The sequence below is a fragment of the Blochmannia endosymbiont of Camponotus pudorosus genome, assembly GCF_059934925.1.
In genome coordinates this window covers 492091-511481 of the sequence record NZ_CP011793.1, presented here as the reverse complement: position 1 = coordinate 511481, position 19391 = coordinate 492091, and the positions used below count along the sequence as shown (strand labels likewise).

Genomic DNA, 19391 nt, shown 5'->3' with positions numbered 1-19391 from the left:
AATTTTTATTCCATCATTTTTTCAATTGGTAATACTAGAATAGAACTAGCTCCTAAATGTTTTAAATTTTCCATAGTTTCCCAAAATAATGTTTCATTACTTACCATATATATAGCTACACGATCTTGATTACCTGCTAATGGTAACACTGTAGGACTTTCTGCTCCAGGTAGTAAATTAATAATTTCTTCTAATCGTTCAGCGGGAGCATGTAACATTATATATTTAGATTCTCTAGCTTGAATAACTCCTTGTATTCGAATCATTAATTTATTTATTAGTGATTGTTTATTATGTGATAAATGACCAGGTCGTTGAATTAAACATGCTTTAGATCTATAAATTACCTCTACTTCACGTAATCCATTAGCTTCTAATGTTGCTCCGGTAGATACAAGATCGCAAATTGCATCTGCTAACCCAGCTCTTGGAGCTACTTCTACAGAACCATTTAGTAAACATGGTTTGAAATAAATTCCTAGTTTATCTAAATATTGTTTTAATAGATTTGGATAAGATGTGGCAATACGTTTGCCTTGAAGGCATGATGGTCCATTCCATGGTTCATCTACAGGCAAAGCCATAGATAGTCTACAATTACCAAAATCTAATCGTCTTAATGAAATGTAACATGGATTTTCTCCTTGAGATCGTCTAGTTAGTAATTCTTCTTCTAAAACATTTTCTCCAATGATTCCTAAATCTACAACACCATCCATAATTAATCCTGGAATATCATCATCTCTTACTCTCATAATATCGATAGTCATATTTTCTGCAAATGCTAGCAGTCGTTGTTGTTGTAGATTAATTTTAATTCCACATCTTTCGAGTAGTTGTTTAGATTCTTTACTCAACCTTCCTGATTTTTGTATCGCAATTCTTAATCTTGATTTGTTCAACATGATGATATTTTACCTTGTGTGACAATAAAGTATGACGACAATAAAATATTCAGTAAGCGTGTGTTAGAATATGTAATATTTTTATTAAAGACAAAGTATTTAAATTAATATGTTTAATTAATTTTTTAATAAATAATATCCTATTAGACTATTTTATCGAATCTGATGACATTTGTATAGGGTTAAATATTATTTAGTTACTTTATATGATATGAACATAGTTTGCACTTCAATTAAAATTAAAAAAAATATTAATATCATACATAATATGTATGATAAATAAAAATGTGGTGTTTGAATAGTATTTATAATATTTTTTTAGTATACATAAAAGATTAATTTGACTTGAATTATTTTGATATGATAAAAGATTGTTTATTTTGCTTAAGTAATTTTTGTATTTGTTTTGGTGAAGTAATGAGTTTTTATAAGATACCCATAATTTTTGTTCTATTCTATTAAGACTGAAAGGAAAATTGCGGGCTTTATAAAAAAATAGTAATAATTTTAAACGAGTATCATTATTGTTGTGAATTTTTACTTTAGATAATTCATATATATTATTAATATTACGAATTGTCTTAATAAGTTGACGATCGAAGGAATTAAAAAATTTATAATATAATTGATTATCTACGTGAGTTTTTTGATATTTTTTTTTGAGTGTAAAATAAGATTCGATAATTGTATAAAATGTATTAATTTTGTTTTTTAAATAAGTGTAATTTATGTTTGTGCGAATAGAATGTAAATTTTTTAAACAATGTTGATAGTAAGTAAATAAATCATTTTTGTGGTAAAAGATATTTTCTTCTTTAAGAAGATTGATTGGAATTAAAATAGGGCATGCATTTAATCGAATTAATTGTAATGGGATTTGTTTAAAAATATTAGATATATTTTGATACATATTGTGATATAGATAATTTTCATTTAAATTGAATAATAAATCTGGTTTTTTATCTAAGTCGTAAGTAATAAGAATATTGTGGTTTTTAGGATGCCAAGAGATTGGGACTAAAAATTTTATAAAGCTTTTTTCATATGTATTATTTATTTTATTAGAAATAAAAATGAGAGGTTCAAGCATATTAAAATTTATTATTTTTTTTAATTGGTCTTTAGTTCGGTGGGTGTATAAAAATTGAAAAAAATGTGGATGAGTTATTTGTATTAGTTTCATTATTTCTAAAGTAGCATGTACGTCAGATATTGCATTATGTACATGTGCATGTTCTATATGATTAGCTCGAGTTAAATCAGTTAATCGAAAGCTAACTGTATTTTTATTAGTGATCGGCCAATGAATTTTTTCAGGATATATAGAGTAATAAGCTCTTAAAATAGGTAATAAATCCCATCTGGAATTTCCGTGATTATACGCCCATAAATAAGGATCGCAAAAATTTCTGTAAAAAATATGTCGGCTAAATTCATCATCGAAATGGATGTTATTGTATCCAACAATACATGTATTTGGTTTATTAAAAATATTGAAAATACGGTGTGCAAATTCTGATTCTGTTAAGCCATATTGTAAAGTATATTGGGGAGTAATTCCTGTAATGAGCACAGATTCTGGAGTAGGAAGATAATCATTTGGTATTTTACAAAAAAATTGTTTTTTTTTACCTATTAAACAGAATTTACTATTAACTCTTATTCCTGCAAATTGGGCAGGCCGATCTAAAGCTGGATTTAATCCAAAAGTTTCATAGTCATAGATAAAAAAAGTGGATTGATTTTTAAATAAAGGCATAGTATATAAACACCAGTAATTTTCTTTTAGTTTTAAAGAAAATTTTTAATAATAATTTTTATTATTATATTAACTATTATTAATACGGTAAATTTTAATTATATATTATTATATACGGAGATAAAGTGAAATTATTTTTAGTATTATATAGCAAATAAATATTATTATTATATTTAATATAAATTAATTTGGAATAGAATTATGAATCAAGATACTGTAAATAAATCTTTTTACGATGTGTTAGAGTTTGTAAGTATGTTTCGTCGTAAAAATAAACTTCAGCGTGAAATAGTTGATAATGAAAAAAAAATTCGAGATAATCAAAAAAGAGTATTATTATTAGGAGACTTAAGCAATTATATAAAATCTGAAACTTCTATAGAAGATGTTCGAGCTATCATAGCTAATATGTGCAGCGATTATGAAGATCGAGTTGATGAATATATTATAAAAAATGCAGAGTTATCTAAAGAACGTAGAGAATTATCAAAAAAATTGAAATATCTTCAAAAATCTTGTAATAATTCTGATCAATGACAGATAATAATATTTAAATTTTTTTATTTTTTAAAAGTATAATTAAGATTATTATTAATTGAGAAGTAATGTTTTTAATAGTATTAGCTAGCAAATTCATAAAATTAAATTTATATATAAAAATATTATATATATTTGCATGTTATATTTTGTGTAAATAAATTTTTTTATGATATAAGATGTGTTTAACAAATAATATTTTATGGATATATAAGATTTCATTTTAATATATTTTATGTATTGATTAATTTTAATCATTTTAATAGATTTATGATAATCTTGTTTAGGTAGATAAATTTTAGTATTTAATTTAAAGTGATAAATATTTATTTTTCACATTAATAGTGTTTATTGCCTATTTTAATAATTATTTAGAGCGATGATTAATGACAAATTATTGTTAGAGTATGCTAAAGAAACTATAAAAATTGAAATAAATGAAGCTCTACATATGTTATTTCGTTTAGATGAGAGCATTGCAGTTGCTTGTCAGATTTTATTAAAGTGCAAAGGAAAAGTTATTGTATCTGGTATAGGTAAATCTGGACATATTGGTAAAAAACTTGCAGCTTCTTTATCTAGTACTGGAACTGCAGCATTTTTTATGCATCCTTCTGAAGCTTTGCACGGAGATTTGGGTATGATAGGATCTCAAGATGTAGTAGTGTTTATTTCATATTCTGGTCGTATATATGAAATAAATGCTTTAATGCCAATATTGATAGAAAATAATATTCCTATAATTACTTTAACTGGTGATATTAAATCTCCTTTAGCTATGAAATCAAATTGTGTTTTAAATATTGAAATACAGCGAGAAGCGTGCCCTATGAGGTTGGTACCGACTGCTAGTGCAGTCAATTCTTTAATAATGGGAGATGCTTTAACTATATCTTTAATGAGATGTAAGGGGTTTAGTACAGAGAAATTTGCTCGATTTCATCCTGGTGGGAATTTAGGAGCACAGTTATTAAATTGTGTACATCATGTGATGCGTATAGGAAAAAATATTTCAAAAGTTTCTTGGGTATCAACAGTGATGGATGCTATGTTTGAGTTAATTCGTACAGGATTAGGATTAACGGCTGTATGTGATAATAACGGATGTGTTGTCGGTGTATTTACAGATGGTGATTTGAAAAAATGGATAGTACAAAAAGGAAATTCTTTAAGAGACCCTATTAGAGTTGCTATGACTAAACCTGGTTATTGTGTTTTTCAGGAATGTAGAGTTGATAAAGCTCTTAAAGTATTATATAGATTAAAAATTACTGCAGCTCCAGTAATTGATAAATCAGGAAATTTGGTTGGATCTATTCATATTGATGATTTGAATAAATTTAAGATTTTAGAGAATAAATTATTTAATTTTTAAAGAATATTTTTATATATGGCTCCCCTGACTGGATTCGAACCAGTGACATACGGATTAACAGTCCGTTGTTCTACCAACTGAACTACAGAGGATCATATAGATTTATATTATATATAGTTATATATACATATACAAGTGTATATTATGATAGGATTAGTAAATAAATTAAGGTTTTTGTTTTAAAAATAATTAATAACTATGTATGATTTCTGTATATTGATATAGTCGGGTGTTAATAGGAGAGATGCCGGAGATGGTTTAACGGAACAGTTTCGAAAACTGCTTAAAGAATACAATTAATTCTTTCAAGGGTTCGAATCCCTTTCTCTCCATATTTATCATATATAATAATTCTTTTTGATTTTTATGTATTAAAAATTTTTATAAATATAGCTATTTTTTATTAGATGTACAATTTTTGATTTATTTATATTAATTTTATTATAAATGAGCACTGAATTTTTATATGGTGAGAAAGGGATTCGAACCCTTGATACATTATAGTTAATATGTATACATGCTTTCCAGGCATGCTCCTTGAGCCACTCGGACACCTCACCGATTATTTTTACATAAGATACGTACTATATATTATATATAGTACGCACGTGATGTAATATATACTCAATATATTACAACTAAGTTTCTAGGGAATATTGTGTTCAAACAAGCACAAATTAAAGACAGATCTAAATTTTAAATGCTATAGAGTTAATTATTATTTGTCAAGTATAAATTTATTGATTTATATTACATTAACGATTTTTTGTTGTGATTGTGTTACATAAAAATATATAGAGTAAAACTTTTGTTTTAATAATAAGTTTATTTTTTTATATGATTGTGATTTTTTTTATATAATATGGATTGAAAAGAATAATATCGAAATTGATAATATAATCCTAGTAATGTGATCAAACCTATTAGGCTTAATATTATCCATGGTAATTGTGAAAAATTTAATTTTTTACCTAAATCATATAACCATCCGCTTCCGCTATATCCTAAAGTACCTCCTAAAGCTAAACTAAATTTGTTAAATCCTATATAACTGCTACGTGCTTTGTAATCTGTTAGTAAAGCTATTAATGTTTCTCTTGCTGGTTCAGCAATAATAGATCCAAAATAGAATAAACTAATTAATAATAATAGTTCATATAAATTTTTTACTAATCCGATGGGAAATAAGCTAATTATCATTATGATTAATCCCGTCATTAAGCGTGTTTCTAATCGAAAATATTTTTCAGTCCAATAAGTTATAGGGATAATAAATAATAAAGATAAAATAGCTTCTATAATATAGATATATTTTATACATGATAATTGTCCAGATATTTCATGCATTCGAATTGGTAGCATTAACATCATTTGGGCTGATAAAATATAATATCCAGTTAATGTTAAAGCATAAACAACAAACTTATGATTATTTAATACTTTTTTAATTCCATCTAATAAGGAAAGATGAGAACTAGAAATTTTATATGCAGGTAATCTCCATGCATTAAAAATACCAGCAACGAAGAACAATATTGCACCTGTAAAACATACTAATTTAAAATCGTATTGTAGTAACCATGTACCCAATGTTATTCCTATAATTGCGCATATACTATCTTCTAACATTAATATAGAATAAAATCTTCCTAATTCCCATGGACGTACTAATTTTATAACTAAAGCCGTTCTAGGAGGATCAAATAATGTACCTCCTAATGCAGATAATACACATGATAGACATAATAATATAGGAGTGTCAGCAATACTCATTATAATAAATCCTATTGTACGCATTAATAATCCAGACACAATCATAGGTTTAGCTCCTAATTTATCAGCAAATATTCCTCCAAAAATACCTAAACCTTGTTGAATAAATTGTCGTAATCCTAAGGCAAATCCGACTAAAAAAGCTGCCCATCCTAATTGTTCAACAAAATATATTGAGATAAGCGGGAAAACAACATAGAATCCCACGACTACAAACATGTTATCTATAATTAAAAAATATTTACCTAATTTTCTGGCTTTAGATATTGAATACATGAGTCACCACTTATGATATGATGTGTTTATATAGATTATTATGTGTTTATATAGGAAAATATTTATATATGATACATTACTTTTGGCGCGATGATTATATTTTTTGTATTGTTAATTTTTTTGTAATATTTAGTGAAATAAATTTTACTTTTGATTATTTTCAGTTTTATGATTATTAAGAATTGTTTATTTTATCATTAATTCATGAATTAGTTTGAATATGTATTATAAATTTATGTATGATAGTATAGTATTTATTATATAAATGTTGGCACTATTTATTTTGTAATGTTGAAATTATTTTTATTTTTAAAACAATGAATTTGTTACAGTCATTAATACGAGTTAGCTTTATAACCACATTTTCTAGGATTTTGGGATTTATTAGAGATAATATTATAGCTCGAACATTTGGAGCAAGTGTTATGACTGATGCTTTTTTTATTGCTTTTAAATTATCTAATTTTTTGCGCCGTATTTTTGCTGAAGGAGCGTGTTATCAAATTTTTTTACCTACATTATCAGAATATAAATGTTTTTATAGTATAAAAAAGATAAGAACATTTATTTCTCGTACATTTGGTTTATTAATAATTATTTTAATTATAATAATTTCTATTGGGTTATTATTAGCTCCTTGGATTATAAGAATTGCTGTTCCTGGATTTGATAATGTTTCAGAAAAATTTTATACAACTGTTTTATTATTTCGAATTATTCTTCCTTATATTTTGTTCATTTCTTTGGCATCATTTATGGGAGCGATACTAAATACGTGGAATTTTTTTCTAGTTCCTGCGTTTATTCCAATTTTTTTAAATATAAGCATGATAGGATTTATGTTGTGTTCAAAATATTTATATTTATGCTCTCCTATAGTTGGGTTGTCTTGGTCGGTTTTTGTAGGAGGATTATTGCAGTGTATGTATTGTGCTCCTTTTTTAAAAAAGCTAAATTTATTAGTATTACCAACACTCAATTTTTATGATAATAGGATACATAGAATATGCCGGTCTGTGGGGTTTATGTTAATTGCTGTTTCAAGTAATCAAATATCTTTAACAATTAACACTATTTTTGCATCATTTTTACCAAGCGGATCTATTTCTTGGATGTATTATGCTGATAGAATTATTGAATTACCTATCGGTATTTTTGGAGTTACATTAACTACTGTTTTGTTGCCATGTTTATCAAAATTTATTGCAAAAGGAAGTAATGTGGAATATTTTAATCTTATAGATTGGGGATTAAAATTATGTTGTATATTAAGTTTTCCTAGTGCTATTATTTTAGGAATATTATCTAAACCATTAATAATAACATTATTTCAATATGGTAAATTTTCGGAATTTGATGTATTAATGACTCAATATTCTGTGATAGCATATTCATTAGGATTACCTGGTTTAATTTTTCTTAAAGTATTAACTGCAGGTTTTTATTCTCGTCACGATATTAAAACTCCAATTCGAATAATTATGGTAACGGTAGTGTTTTCTCAGTGTATAAACATGATATTAATTCATATATTAAATCATGTTACTTTTGCCTTTTCTATTAGTTTAGGTGCTTGGTTAAATGCAGGATTATTGTATTGGCAATTTAGAAAAAAATATTTATTTCATTTATCTTCTGGATGGTTACTTTTTTTATGTAGATTAGCAATAGCATTATTTTTTATGTGTATAGCTATATATTATGCTCAATTATTGATTTGTGGAAGGGAATTAATTTTAAATAATATTTTTTTCAGATTGTGTAAAATAATAAGTATATTAATTTTAGGAATGAGTATTTATTTTATAATATTAAAATTATTGGGCTTTCGTATGAAAGATTTCGTTGTTTTTCATAAAGATATTATGAATTAAATTTTTATTAATTATATATATCACATATATTTCGGTGTTTTTATACCTAACAATTCTAACCCTTTTTTTAAAATATGAGCAGTAAGTAATGTTAATTTTAATCTGCTATATTTTACATATACTTCTTTTGTATCTAAAATAGGACAATTTTCATAAAATGAAGAAAATAATGCTGATAATTTATGTAAATAATTACATAATAAATGAGGAGTACCTTGTTTTGCTATTATTGTAATTGTTTCATTAAATTGTAGTAAGCAAATTGCTAAAGATCTTTCTTCTTTAGTGATTAATTGAATATTGTATTTTTTTTCTTTTAAATTGATTTGATTAGTTTTTTTAAAAATAGAGGATATTCGAGTATAGGCATATTGTATATATAAAGCAGTATTTCCCTCAAAATTTAACATATTATCCCAGTTAAATATGTAATTTGTCGATCGATTTTTTGATAATTCAGAATATTTAATTGCTCCTATGCTAATGATATGAGCAAGTTTATTTATTTTTTTATGTTCTAAATTAGGATTTTTTTTATATATTAAATGATGAGCTCTTTTTGAAGCTTCGTTTAGTAATGTGGTCAATTTTAATGTATTTCCTGATCTAGTTTTAAATGGTTTTTTGTTTGTATTGAGCAACATGCCGCATACATGGTGTTCAAATAGCATTGATTTCGGAATATAACCTGCTTTATGTGCAATTTTCCATGCCTGTAGAAGATGTTGTGTTTGTCTTGAGTCAGTATAATAAATGATCCTATCAGCATGCAATATCTCACAACGATATTTTATACAAGCAATATCAGTAGTACTATATAAATAACCTCCATCTTTTTTTTGAATAACTACTCCAAAGGAAGAGTGGCATTTATTTTTTTGATTTTTATTAAGAAATACTACAATAGCGTTTTTGCTGTTGACGGCTATTTTTTTATTTTTTAAGTCTGTTATAATACTAGGTAACATGTTTTGGTACATACTTTCTCCCATAATGTCACTTTTTTTTAAAGTAACATTTAGTCGATTATATAGTTTTTGATTATTTAAAATAGATATATTCACTAAGTGCTCCCACATTTGTCGACAATTATTATCTCCTTGTTGTAATTTTACAACATAACTGCGTGATAATTTAGCAAAATTAGGATCAATATTATATTCTTTTTGAGCTTCTTGATAATAATTTTCTAATATATTAAATGATTGAATTTTATTATATGAAGAGTAATATGGTGTTTTCTTTTTTATATACGCAATGAGCATTCCGAATTGTGTACCCCAATCTCCTATATGGTTTGCTTTAATAACGTGATGTCCTAAAAAAGATAAAATACGAGCTACACTATCTCCAATGACAGTTGATCTTAAATGTCCAACATGCATTTCTTTTGCAATATTAGGACCAGAATAATCAATAATTATAGTTTTTTGTTGTGTTGACCTAGTTCCTAGGTTGGGTAAATGAATAATATGATTAATTTGATTTTCTATCCATTTTGAGTGTAAGAAAATATTAATAAATCCTGGTTGTTCAAATTTTATTGTTTTAACAATATTTTGTAAATTAATAACTTGCATAAGTTTTTTAAAAAGTGCTTCAATAGAAATGTTTAAAAATTTTGATATAGGAATAAGCCCATTAATTTGATAATCTCCAAATTTTTTATGAGTTGATGTTTGTATTTTTATTAAATAGAAAAAAGATTCTGCATTTATTTGAATAAAAGCTTGATATAAATGTTCTGATAAAAAATTTTGAATATTCATATGATTTGTAAAATTAGTTAAATTATTTCAATTTTTTATTATTTTCTTATATGTATCTATATGCAGAATCAATGGGGCATTTTGTTATATATATTAATTTATTATCAATAAATATTATCTTGTAATGTATATAATATAACATTATTCTTTATTGTTTTATAAAGAAGATTATATATACAAATATATATTTTATAATAAGATCATGTTAAATTATACAATTATATGAAATAAATAATTTTTATTTATTTTTTAATTATAAATAGAGTATGTAAAACTAATGAGTAAGAGGTAATAATGTATGCGCACTGCTTATTGTGGGCAATTAAATGTAGCTCATGTTGGTTTAGAGATAACATTGTGTGGGTGGGTCAATAAATTTAGAAATCTTGGTAAGTTAATTTTTATTGAATTAAGGGATAGAGAGGGTTGTGTTCAAGTATGTTTTGATCCTAATGATCATCAAGAAACATATATAAGTGCTGTTAATAGTCTTAAACAAGAATTTTGCATACAATTAACAGGGATGGTGCGTGCGCGTCCTATAAATCAAATAAATAAAAATATGTCTACTGGATCTATTGAAGTTTCGGCAAAATTTTTTGTTATTCTTAATGTTTCTGAACCATTGCCATTGGATATTAATAAAAATAATATAGAAGAAAATCGTTTAAAATATCGTTATTTAGATTTAAGAAGACCTTCAATGTTATTTAATATTAAAACTCGTTCTAGGGTTATGTCATTGACTCATCGGTTTATGGAATTAGAAGGTTTTTTAAATATTGATACTCCTATTTTAACCAAATCCACTCCGGAGGGAGCTAGAGATTACTTAGTTCCTAGTAGATTATATTCGAATAAGAATTATGCTTTACCTCAATCTCCTCAAATATTTAAACAATTGTTAATGATTTCTGGATTTGATAGATATTATCAAATTACTAAATGTTTTAGAGACGAGGATTTACGTTCAGATCGTCAACCAGAATTTACACAAATTGATATAGAGGCATCTTTTGTTACTGCTCACAGAATACGAGAGCTTATGGAATTTTTTATTCGTATTGTATGGCGTGAAGTTTTAAATGTGGAATTAGGAGTGTTTCCTCAAATTTCGTATTTTGAATCGATTCGTCGATTTGGATCTGATGCTCCAGATTTAAGAAATCCAATAGAAATAACTGATGTATCTGATTTTTTTAAATCTAAAGATAATCAACTTTTATTTAAAAATATAATAATAGATACAGTTGCTGATCAAGTAATGGTTATGAAAATTCCAAATGGATTTTCTTTAACTCGTAAACAGCTTAATGAATATGAAGATTATGTTCGAAAATATGGATTGCAGAATTTTTTTTGGATTAAAGTAGAATACAATGAGCAAGGAGAAATTCATGAAATTCATGGGTCAGTCTCTAAATATTTAAATAAAATTTTATTGAAATTATTATTTCAAAAAATTGATTTTAAGAATAGTGGTATTGTATTTTTTGCTTTTGGTAAGAGTACAGATTTGTCTATGATAAATATATTAGGTTCTTTAAGGAAAAAATTGGGTATTGATTTAAATTTAATTAAAAAAAATGATTGGGCTCCGTTGTGGGTAATCAATTTTCCAATATTTAAAAAGAATAATTTTGGTGATTTAATATCAGTTCATCATATGTTTACAGCTCCTAAAGATTGTAATGATATAGAATATTTAAAAAATAATCCATTATCGATTATTTCAGAAGCTTATGATATGGTAATTAATGGACATGAAGTAGGAAGTGGATCAGTTCGTATTCATTCGTACCAGTTACAACAAGCAATATTTGATATTTTAGGTATAAAACGAGATATACAAGAAAATAAATTTGGTTGTTTAATGAATGCTTTAAAATATGGAGCTCCTCCACATGCTGGGTTAGCATTTGGTTTAGATAGATTAGTTATGTTACTAACTGGGGTTAATAGTATTCGAGATGTTATTGCATTTCCAAAAACTACTGCAGCGATAGATTTAATGATTGGTTCACCTGATTAAGAGTCTGTTATACCCAAGTCATTTGATTTTGTTGAATTGGTATTAAATAATAATATATCTTTATTTTTGTAGTAATTTTTGAGTTTAAATAAGAAGTAATTTTATTATATAATATAAATTGCTTCTTATTACAAATAGAGTTGATGTAAATATATTTAGAATTTAGTTGTTTTATTTAATGATTATTAAATAATTATATATTTGATTGATTTTAATGTAATTGTTTAAAATAAGATGATTTTTTAAATTTAATATCATGTGAGTTGTTATAGAAAGATACGACATGGGATTTATTATAAGTGTATGGTGTTGTGCGTAGTTCTGGGAGGTTAATATATCGTTGTTTATACCGACGATATACTATGATGATCCCGTTTATATTATTTTTAATCATCATTACTATCATTTGGAATATATTAGTGTCATGGGACGAATTAAATAAGGATGTAAATAATTGTAATTATGTTGTTCCCGTTAAACAGTATACCTTATATTCTTCTTCTGAAATTATAAATAATAGTAAATGCATTGATAAAAATATATTATTTTCAAATATTTTAAGAAAAAAATTTTGTCAAGATCAATCTATAAAAATTTTTGCTGTGCATGATTATTCTATATTATCTCCTAATAATACTTTAATGAAATTTTTGGAAAGATATAGTAGTAATTTTGTTAATATTGAGGAAGTTGATTTATTAGTACAACAATATCCTGTATTAAATAATTTTAATATTAGAGAATCTTTGTTTTGGATAATGGTTAATCAAAAACGATTAAAATGTTTAATTTGGGGTGTTTCTGAACAAGAAATACGTATTTATAACAATGTACATACCAATTTTGAACAAGGAATTATAAGAATATTAAAAAAATCTAACAGTGAAGATAAATTGTGCTATACAGTGTTATTTTCAGGATCATTAAATGGAACATTTGTTGATAGTGCTCGATCTTTAGGATTAGAAGAAAATTGTATAGTAGATGTAGTTAGTGCATTAAAATATCAAATAGATTTTAAAAAACTACATTCAGGGGATAAATTTGCTATATTAGTATCTTTTATTCTTAATAAGAATAATAACAATTTATGTAGTGAATTAATTGGAGCAAGAATATATACTTCAGGTCAAGATTATTATGTTTTTAGAGCAAATAATGGTCGTTTTTATAATAAAGAAGCTGTCAGATCTGTAGATAAATTTATACGATTACCAATATTAAAACCATATCGTATATCTTCTAATTTTAATATGAATCGGTTAAATCCTGTTACTGGTCAAATTTCTCAACATGCTGGAGTGGATTTTGCTGTTCCTATTGGTACTCCAGTTTTGTCTATAGGAGATGGAATTGTATTAGTTAGTAAATATAGTAAAATTGCTGGAAATTATGTTGTTATTAAACATGATTTTCAATGCATAACTCGATATATGCATCTTAAAAAAATATTAGTTAAATCGGGTCAAAAAGTAAAACGAGGAGATAATATTGCTTTATCCGGTAATACAGGACGATCTACAGGACCTCATTTGCATTTCGAAGTATGGATTAATCGTCGACCTGTTAATCCATTAACTGCAAGTATTTTGAATGTAGAAAAACTTTTAGGGAGCGAACGTGTAAAATATTTAAATCAAATAAATGAAATTATTCCACAGTTGAATTTTGATTAAAAATAATATTTGTGTTGGTATGTGTGTTACAGAGTTTTAACTAAATAAAATTTAGCGTTCATTTTATAAAAAAATGAGTAAATAACTTTGTTTCTATTGTTTTATGTATAGATATATACAAGAATATGCATTAAAATGTTTTTTGTTATTTAAGTATATTATTCAACTGATAATATACAACTCATATTATTTATGTTAGATTGATTTATTGTATTATCTTGTATTACAACTACTAATTCTCCAGAAAACAAGAATCCTTTATTTCGTAAAAAATTAGTAGAACGTCTTGCATCAATTATATTATTACCAATACAATTAAAATAAATGGGAATTACTCCTCTATATAAAGTAACTATGTTAAGAATGCTGATATGCTTAGATAACACGAAAATAGGTAATTTTGAATTAATACGGGACATAAATAATGCAATATTTTCAGAATCAGTAATGGAAATAATTGCACGTATTTTATCTAAATGATTTGCTATATACATTGTTGATAAAGCGATGGCTTCTTTTACATTTTTAATTTTTTTTTTTGATTCGTTCAATAGTGTAAATGATTGATTAATATTTGATATTTTTTCTGCTCCTAAACATACGTTAGACATAGAAGTAACAGTTTCAGATGGATATCTTCCAGTTGCAGTTTCTGAAGATAACATTACTGCGTCTGTTCCATCTAACACAGCATTGGCTACATCCATAACTTCAGCTCGAGTAGGTATAGAATTTGTTACCATAGATTCCATCATTTGTGTTGCAGTAATAACTGCTTTATTAAGAATATGTGCTCTATGTATGATTTTTTTTTGTATTTCAACTAATTTTGGATCTCCAATTTCTATTCCTAGATCTCCTCTAGCTACCATCACTGCATCAGATGCTTTGATAATATCATCTATTGTTTCATCAGATTCGACTGCTTCTGCACGTTCTACTTTAGATATAATTTTTGCATTGCTTCCAGCGTTTATGACTAATTTTCTGGCATAATTTAAATCAATACTGCTACGAGGAAAAGATATTGCTAAATAATCTACTCCTATTTTAGCAGCGGTAATAATATCTGCTTTATCTTTATCTGTTAATACTTTAGCTGATAATCCGCCTCCTAATTTATTTATTCCTTTGTTATTAGATAATATTCCTCCAATTATTACTTTAGTATAAATTTTAGTATTATTAATTTTTATAACTTGTAGTTGAATTTTTCCATCGTCTAAAAGTAGATAATCACCTGGAAATACATCTTGAGAAAGTTTTTTATAGTTGACTCCTACATATTTTTCATTGCCTTTATTAACTTCATGCATAGCATCAAGTAAAAAGTTATCTCCTGATTGTAGATGTATTTTATTGTTTTGAAAGGTTGAAATTCGAATTTTTGGTCCTTGTAAGTCTCCAAGAATAGCAATATATTTATTTAATTGAGAAGCAAGTTCTCGAACTTTATTTGCTCGATTAAAATGTTCTGAAGGTTTTCCATGAGAGAAATTTAGTCGTACTATATTGACTCCAGAAGTAATAATTTTTTTTAGATTGTTTTCTTGATCTGTAGAAGGGCCAAGAGTAGCAATAATTTTAGTTCTTCTCAATTGTTGCGGCATAATAATTCCTTATATAGTAATGACATTATTATATCTAATATTTTACTGTATAAGAAGAATATTTTTTAATATACTAATTTTTAATGATTATTATAGTTGTAATTATATAATTATTATTATTTAGTTTTATTTATAAAAATATTATAATTGATCATTAGATTATAGATTTACTTAATAATAACGTAGCAATTACAATTTTGTTTAGTAATATTTAAATAATGTATAAATTTTTAGTTATTAATGGTTTTATAGTATTTTTATAAGAAGATGTAATATATTGATATATTTGTTATATATTTTAATAAATATGTAAAATTGATTTAAATTAAATAGTTAATTTTATATTTATTATATAATATATATTGGTAAATATTTTTACATGTATTATAGATATAATGTTATTTTGTACGTTGATTTACATAAATAATGTAAATTTTATAGATAAATTAATATTAATAAGGTTTTATATAAGAAAATTTCAATATTTTAGTAATAATATTATTTATATTAGGCAGAATCTTTAATATGCAGTTAGATATACCTACAGCACATGCTTGTAATTTAATTATTTTTGGAGCTAAAGGAGATTTAGCTCGTAGAAAATTAATTCCAGCTTTATATAAATTAGAAAAATTAGGATTTATTCATCCTGATACTTGTATATTAGGGGTAGGTCGAGCAGAATGGGATACTTTAAAATATATTCAAGTCGTACGTTCTGCTTTAGAAATATTTATTCAAGGAGAATCTCTTGATGAAAATATATGGAATCGTTTTTATAAACGATTTGAATTCTGTAATTTAGATGTAGATCATACAGAGTGTTTTAATTTATTAACTAATAAATTAAAACGTTTAGATTTATTAACAATAAATTATTTGGCTATGCCTCCTCATACTTTTGGTGCTATTTGTAAAGGATTGAGTTCAATAGGATTAAATAGGAAAATGAATAGAGTAGTTATAGAAAAACCGTTAGGGACTAATTTAAATTCTGCTCAAATTATTAATTCTAAGGTATCAGAATATTTTGATGAAACTCAAATTTATAGAGTGGATCATTATTTAGGAAAAGAAGCTGTGTTAAATTTATTGGTATTACGTTTTGCAAATTCTTTATGTTTTTCTAACTGGAATAATAATACTATTGATCATATACAAATTACTGTTGCAGAAGAAATAGGTATTGAAGGGCGTTGGGGATATTTTGATAAAATAGGTCAAATGAGAGATATGATACAAAGTCATTTATTGCAAATTTTAACTATTATAGCTATGTCTCCTCCAGCTTATTTAAGTGCTGATTGTATTAGAGATGAGAAAGTTAAAATTTTACGTGCGTTACGTATGGCCGATCCTAATAAAATACATGAGATTACAGTTCGTGGTCAATATGTTTCAGGTTTAATTCAGGGTAAACCAGTGCCAGGTTATTTAGAAGAGATAGGGGCAAATCAGGATAGTACTACTGAGACTTTTGTGTCTATTAGAGTAAATATAGATACTTGGAGATGGTTTGGGGTTCCATTTTATTTAAGAACAGGGAAAAGATTAGCAAAAAAATATTCTGAAATTGTTGTATATTTTAAAAAACCGATACTTAATTTATTTTCAGATTCATATTTATGTTTACCTAATAACAAATTAATTATTCGATTGCAACCAGATGAAGGGATAGATATGCAAATTCTTAGTAAAGTACCTGGATTAGGCCATAAAAATCGTTTACAAGCCACTAATTTAAATTTATATTTTAATAAAATTTTTTCTAAAGAATATGTTTCTGATGCATATGAAAGATTATTATTAGAAGTGATGAGGGGTATTCAAGTTTTATTTGTGCATTATGATGAAATAGAAGGTTCTTGGAAATGGGTGGATTCTATTATGAAAGCTTGGGAATTGGATAATAGTATTCCTAAATTATATAAAGCTGGAACCTGGGGTCCTAAAGAATCTACTGCTATGATTCTTAAAGATAATCGTAATTGGAATGAATATGTATATTATTAGTGTTATTTTTTAAGGTTATAGTATACATAATATGTTATGAAGATATTTTTATGTTAGTGTTATTGAGAACCGTAATAATTTTAGTAAACAAGTTTATTTAATATTATATCTTTATGTATGATGGATTATTTTTAAATTGAAAGATATATATGTACATGTATTTGTAATAAAGAATTTGTTCTTTTGATGAGGATAAAGATTATATTGTTTTTATATTAATTTTGTTAATAGTATTTTTTGAAAAACATATCAGGTATGTAAAGTATTTTTAATTATTATGTATTTAATTTAGTATAGATCGTTGAGATAGTATATTAGGAGAGCTGGTGTTTTTTATTATTATGTTTATTTAAATTTTTAATATTATTTTTAATAATTACCAGGAAGCTATACGGTTAATAATTATTAAGTTAAAATTATTTGTTTATAGTTTTAGTATAGGTATTTTATAATGTAGTAGTGATGATATTTCAATAGATTTTAGGATTTAAGCTTATTAGAAATACGAATAAGAATTTATTGTAGTAGTTATAGATATTTCTATAGGTTATATTATATTTGTAGGAGTTATGATTAGTATATTTTTAATTTAAGGTTATAATTGATTCTTTTTTTATTATTTTTTGTTTCTTATAGAAAAAATTTAATTATATGGTAAATATTAGTGTTATGAAATATCATAAATATGATAATAATTACGCATAACGAGGTAATTATTTTTTATTCTACTAGGGTTAGTTTTTAATTAGTACTATTGTAATATTTTTAAATGCGCTGTTTAGTTTAATTATTTTTTATATTGTTATATAATTGTATATAGTATATATTTTATTGGATATTGACAATATTTTTATAATTTTTAGCAAAAATTTAGATATTGGTTAAATAGAGTTTTTAAATAATAATAAGTTATTTGATTTGTATTAGCATATGTTTATAAATAATTATGTTATTATTGCATATCGTTTTATGTATTAAGGATTATATTTTTATATTTAAAAATACATTAAATGATAAGTAATATGTGGGGTGTTATATATTATTAATAAATGTGATTTAATATATATTGTATAATTTAGAAGAATACCTGTTAGTAACAAGATTATATATTTTATTTTTTGAAATAGATATAAAAAAAAATTGATAATAGGTATTTTTCTGTTATTATGAAACAACTAAGTTGGTTTTTTATTATAATGATGGTAGGATATGTGAGTAAGAGAAGATAGGAGCATAGTAGTAGTTTTAGGGTAGACTAACTAGTAACAGTGTTATATAAGTATTTTATAAATAATTAAATTATAATAATAGTGACTAGTTATTTTGTTTTAAAAATTGGTAGATTTAACATTAAAAATTCTATTTTATGAAATAGAAAACGTTTAAAGGAAATATGTAAGATGGCAAAAATTAAAGGTCAAGTAAAGTGGTTTAATGAATCTAAAGGATTTGGTTTTATTACACCATCTGATGGAAGTAAAGATGTATTTGTTCATTTTTCTGCGATTCAGGGAAATGGTTTTAAAACTTTATCTGAAGGTCAAAATGTTGAGTTTGAGATTCAAGATGGACATAAAGGACCATCAGCAGTTAATGTAACAACTATATAAAATTTTTTAATAAAAAGTTTTAATAAATTTATTTTTATGTCAGAGGTGGTTTGAGAAAACTTCGAACATAATGTTGTTTATGCGGTAATAGTCTTTATTAATTAGAGTTTTTCTATAAGTAAGATAAGTAAAAGATAAAAGGGTTCTTATCTGTAAAAAGAAAAGGCACCGTAGTATTAAAG

12 protein-coding genes and 3 tRNA genes are annotated in these 19391 nt (G+C 25.1%); 8 read left to right on the top strand and 7 right to left on the bottom strand.

What is annotated here, in order from left to right; genetic code table 11:
* Window positions 1-5 precede the first annotated feature (5 nt).
* Both hisG and sbcB read right to left on the bottom strand, forming a co-directional pair.
* A complete protein-coding gene (gene hisG, locus Bpudo544_RS02325) occupies window positions 6-905 on the bottom strand; it encodes an ATP phosphoribosyltransferase (protein ID WP_500825156.1) in 900 nt (299 codons plus the stop codon).
* A 229-nt stretch (window positions 906-1134) separates the two neighbouring features.
* On the bottom strand, window positions 1135-2664 hold the full coding sequence (gene sbcB, locus Bpudo544_RS02320) for an exodeoxyribonuclease I (protein ID WP_500825155.1): 1530 nt from the start codon (window positions 2662-2664) through the stop codon (window positions 1135-1137).
* A gap of 201 nt (window positions 2665-2865) precedes the next feature.
* On the opposite strand from sbcB, the gene tmaR reads away from it, so the two are divergent.
* Both tmaR and gutQ read left to right on the top strand, forming a co-directional pair.
* On the top strand, window positions 2866-3201 hold the full coding sequence (tmaR, locus tag Bpudo544_RS02315) for a PTS system regulator TmaR (protein ID WP_500825154.1): 336 nt from the start codon (window positions 2866-2868) through the stop codon (window positions 3199-3201).
* Window positions 3202-3580: 379 nt separating this feature from the next.
* The gene (gene gutQ, locus Bpudo544_RS02310; protein ID WP_500825153.1) at window positions 3581-4576 is read left to right on the top strand and encodes an arabinose-5-phosphate isomerase GutQ; all 996 of its coding nucleotides are present in this window, start codon (window positions 3581-3583) and stop codon (window positions 4574-4576) included.
* Between the two features lie 16 nt (window positions 4577-4592).
* Here gutQ and Bpudo544_RS02305 read toward each other — a convergent pair.
* Window positions 4593-4668, bottom strand: a tRNA-Asn gene (locus Bpudo544_RS02305).
* A gap of 146 nt (window positions 4669-4814) precedes the next feature.
* Between Bpudo544_RS02305 and Bpudo544_RS02300 the strand changes: the two genes are divergently transcribed.
* Window positions 4815-4908, top strand: a tRNA-Ser gene (locus Bpudo544_RS02300).
* A gap of 135 nt (window positions 4909-5043) precedes the next feature.
* On the opposite strand, the gene Bpudo544_RS02295 is transcribed toward Bpudo544_RS02300, so the two are convergent.
* Window positions 5044-5136, bottom strand: a tRNA-Ser gene (locus tag Bpudo544_RS02295).
* Window positions 5137-5401: 265 nt separating this feature from the next.
* Window positions 5402-6625: a multidrug efflux MFS transporter MdtH gene (gene mdtH, locus Bpudo544_RS02290; RefSeq protein WP_500825152.1), complete on the bottom strand. Its 1224-nt coding sequence runs from the start codon at window positions 6623-6625 to the stop codon at window positions 5402-5404.
* 317 nt (window positions 6626-6942) lie between these two features.
* Here mdtH and murJ point away from each other — a divergent pair, with 317 nt between their 5' ends.
* The gene (gene murJ, locus Bpudo544_RS02285) at window positions 6943-8499 is read left to right on the top strand and encodes a murein biosynthesis integral membrane protein MurJ (RefSeq protein WP_500825151.1); all 1557 of its coding nucleotides are present in this window, start codon (window positions 6943-6945) and stop codon (window positions 8497-8499) included.
* A 20-nt stretch (window positions 8500-8519) separates the two neighbouring features.
* On the opposite strand, the gene argS is transcribed toward murJ, so the two are convergent.
* Window positions 8520-10268 carry an arginine--tRNA ligase gene (argS, locus tag Bpudo544_RS02280; protein WP_500825150.1) on the bottom strand — a complete coding sequence of 583 codons (1749 nt, stop codon included), beginning with the start codon at window positions 10266-10268 and terminating at the stop codon, window positions 8520-8522.
* Window positions 10269-10566: 298 nt separating this feature from the next.
* On the opposite strand from argS, the gene aspS reads away from it, so the two are divergent.
* Window positions 10567-12300, top strand: a complete 1734-nt coding sequence (gene aspS, locus Bpudo544_RS02275; protein WP_500825149.1) for an aspartate--tRNA ligase — start codon at window positions 10567-10569, stop codon at window positions 12298-12300.
* 299 nt (window positions 12301-12599) lie between these two features.
* Window positions 12600-13976, top strand: a complete 1377-nt coding sequence (gene mepM, locus Bpudo544_RS02270) for a murein DD-endopeptidase MepM (protein ID WP_500825148.1) — start codon at window positions 12600-12602, stop codon at window positions 13974-13976.
* Between the two features lie 158 nt (window positions 13977-14134).
* Here the strand turns inward: mepM and pyk are convergent, their stop codons facing one another.
* A complete protein-coding gene (gene pyk, locus Bpudo544_RS02265) occupies window positions 14135-15586 on the bottom strand; it encodes a pyruvate kinase (RefSeq protein ID WP_500825147.1) in 1452 nt (483 codons plus the stop codon).
* 525 nt (window positions 15587-16111) lie between these two features.
* On the opposite strand from pyk, the gene zwf reads away from it, so the two are divergent.
* A complete protein-coding gene (gene zwf / locus Bpudo544_RS02260; protein ID WP_500825146.1) occupies window positions 16112-17599 on the top strand; it encodes a glucose-6-phosphate dehydrogenase in 1488 nt (495 codons plus the stop codon).
* Window positions 17600-18999: 1400 nt separating this feature from the next.
* Complete coding sequence (gene cspE / locus Bpudo544_RS02255) at window positions 19000-19209, top strand: transcription antiterminator/RNA stability regulator CspE (RefSeq protein WP_013516763.1); 210 nt, start codon at window positions 19000-19002, stop codon at window positions 19207-19209.
* Window positions 19210-19391 lie beyond the last annotated feature (182 nt).

Coding starts and splice junctions, on each gene's coding strand:
- hisG (WP_500825156.1), bottom strand. CDS start 905: ATGTTGAACAAATCAAGATTAAGAATTGCGATACAAAAATCAGGAAGG.
- sbcB (WP_500825155.1), bottom strand. CDS start 2,664: ATGCCTTTATTTAAAAATCAATCCACTTTTTTTATCTATGACTATGAA.
- tmaR (WP_500825154.1), top strand. CDS start 2,866: ATGAATCAAGATACTGTAAATAAATCTTTTTACGATGTGTTAGAGTTT.
- gutQ (WP_500825153.1), top strand. CDS start 3,581: ATGATTAATGACAAATTATTGTTAGAGTATGCTAAAGAAACTATAAAA.
- mdtH (WP_500825152.1), bottom strand. CDS start 6,625: ATGTATTCAATATCTAAAGCCAGAAAATTAGGTAAATATTTTTTAATT.
- murJ (WP_500825151.1), top strand. CDS start 6,943: ATGAATTTGTTACAGTCATTAATACGAGTTAGCTTTATAACCACATTT.
- argS (WP_500825150.1), bottom strand. CDS start 10,268: ATGAATATTCAAAATTTTTTATCAGAACATTTATATCAAGCTTTTATT.
- aspS (WP_500825149.1), top strand. CDS start 10,567: ATGCGCACTGCTTATTGTGGGCAATTAAATGTAGCTCATGTTGGTTTA.
- pyk (WP_500825147.1), bottom strand. CDS start 15,586: ATGCCGCAACAATTGAGAAGAACTAAAATTATTGCTACTCTTGGCCCT.
- zwf (WP_500825146.1), top strand. CDS start 16,112: ATGCAGTTAGATATACCTACAGCACATGCTTGTAATTTAATTATTTTT.
- cspE (WP_013516763.1), top strand. CDS start 19,000: ATGGCAAAAATTAAAGGTCAAGTAAAGTGGTTTAATGAATCTAAAGGA.